Source organism: Mycetohabitans endofungorum, assembly GCF_002927045.1.
In the GTDB taxonomy this organism is placed as follows: domain Bacteria; phylum Pseudomonadota; class Gammaproteobacteria; order Burkholderiales; family Burkholderiaceae; genus Mycetohabitans; species Mycetohabitans endofungorum.
On sequence record NZ_PRDW01000070.1, the window covers coordinates 1 to 1,240 of the forward strand.

General features: G+C 57.5%; 1 protein-coding gene. It reads left to right on the forward strand.

Annotation, left to right across the window (positions count from 1 at the left end):
* Positions 1-82: 82 nt before the first annotated feature.
* Positions 83-1,224 (forward strand): IS3 family transposase gene (locus tag B0O95_RS15220; RefSeq protein ID WP_104078564.1). Its coding sequence is split into 2 segments (ribosomal slippage): positions 83-335 and positions 335-1,224, totalling 1,143 coding nucleotides; the frame shifts between segments, so codons are not numbered across the junction.
* The last annotated feature ends 16 nt before the right edge of the window (positions 1,225-1,240 follow it).

Here is a 1,240-nt window from a genome sequence, read left to right on the forward strand (position 1 = left end):
GTGAGGCTACCCCAAAAAACTGGGCCATTCAAAAGTAGAAAAATCCGGCATGATGCAACCTTGACAAGCAGAAGGTCATGTCGTGAAGAAGAGCCGATACACTGAAGAACAGATTACATTTGCGTTGAAACAGGCAGAGCTGGGCACGCCGGCAGCTGAGGTGTGCCGCAAGATGGGCATCAGCGATGCGACGTTTTATAACTGGCGCCAGAAGTATGGGGGCCTGGGCCCGTCGGAGCTGCGTCGCCTGAAGCAGCTCGAAGAGGAGAACACGAAGCTCAAGCGGCTGGTGGCGGAGCTGTCGCTGGACAAATGCATGTTGCAGGATGTGCTATCAAAAAAGCTTTGAAGCCTTCCCGGCTGCGTGAACTCACCACGGATTTGATGCAACGCTTTGGCGTGAGCCAGCGCCAGGCCTGCAGGGTACTGAAGTTGTCGCGTTCGGTGTACAGCTATCAGTCAATCGCACGAGATTCGAGCGCGATCGCCCTGCGCATCAAGCAGATCACGCAAACACGCGTGCACTACGGCTATCGCCGGGTGCATGTGATGCTGCGTCGGGAAGGCTGGCGCGACAATCATAAAAGAGTTTACCGGCTCTATCGTGAGCAGGGGCTGTCATTGCGGCATAAGAGGCCACGGCGAAACAAGGCGGCGCGGCTGAGGCAGCCCAAGCAGCTCGTGACCGCGATCAACGAGATTTGGAGTATGGACTTTGTCGCTGACGCACTGTTTGATGGTCGGCGTTTGCGCACGCTGACAATTGTGGACAATTATACGCGCGAATGCTTGGCCATCGAGGTAGGCGCCACACTACGCGGTGAAGACGTCGTGGCGGCGCTAGATCGCATTGCTGTGGGCCGGCCGTTACCGCGCTTCATCAAGGCGGACAATGGCAGCGAATTCATCTCCAAGGTGCTCGACAAGTGGGCGTATGAGAGGGGCGTTGAGATTGACTTCTCTCGTCCTGGCAAGCCAACCGATAACGCCAAGAACGAGTCGTTCAACGGGCGCTTGCGTGAGGAATGCCTAAACGAGCATTGGTTCTTGTCGCTCGAGGACGCCAGGCGCAAAATCGAGGTCTGGCGCCAGTACTATAATGAGGCGCGTCCCCACTCTGCACTGCAGTGGATGACGCCTGCCGAGTTCGCCTGCCAGTGCAGGCCCCGGGCCGATTCGGCCCACCCCGAAGAGCCGGAAATTTCCACTTTAGAACGGCCCTGATTTGGGGGGAGCCTCA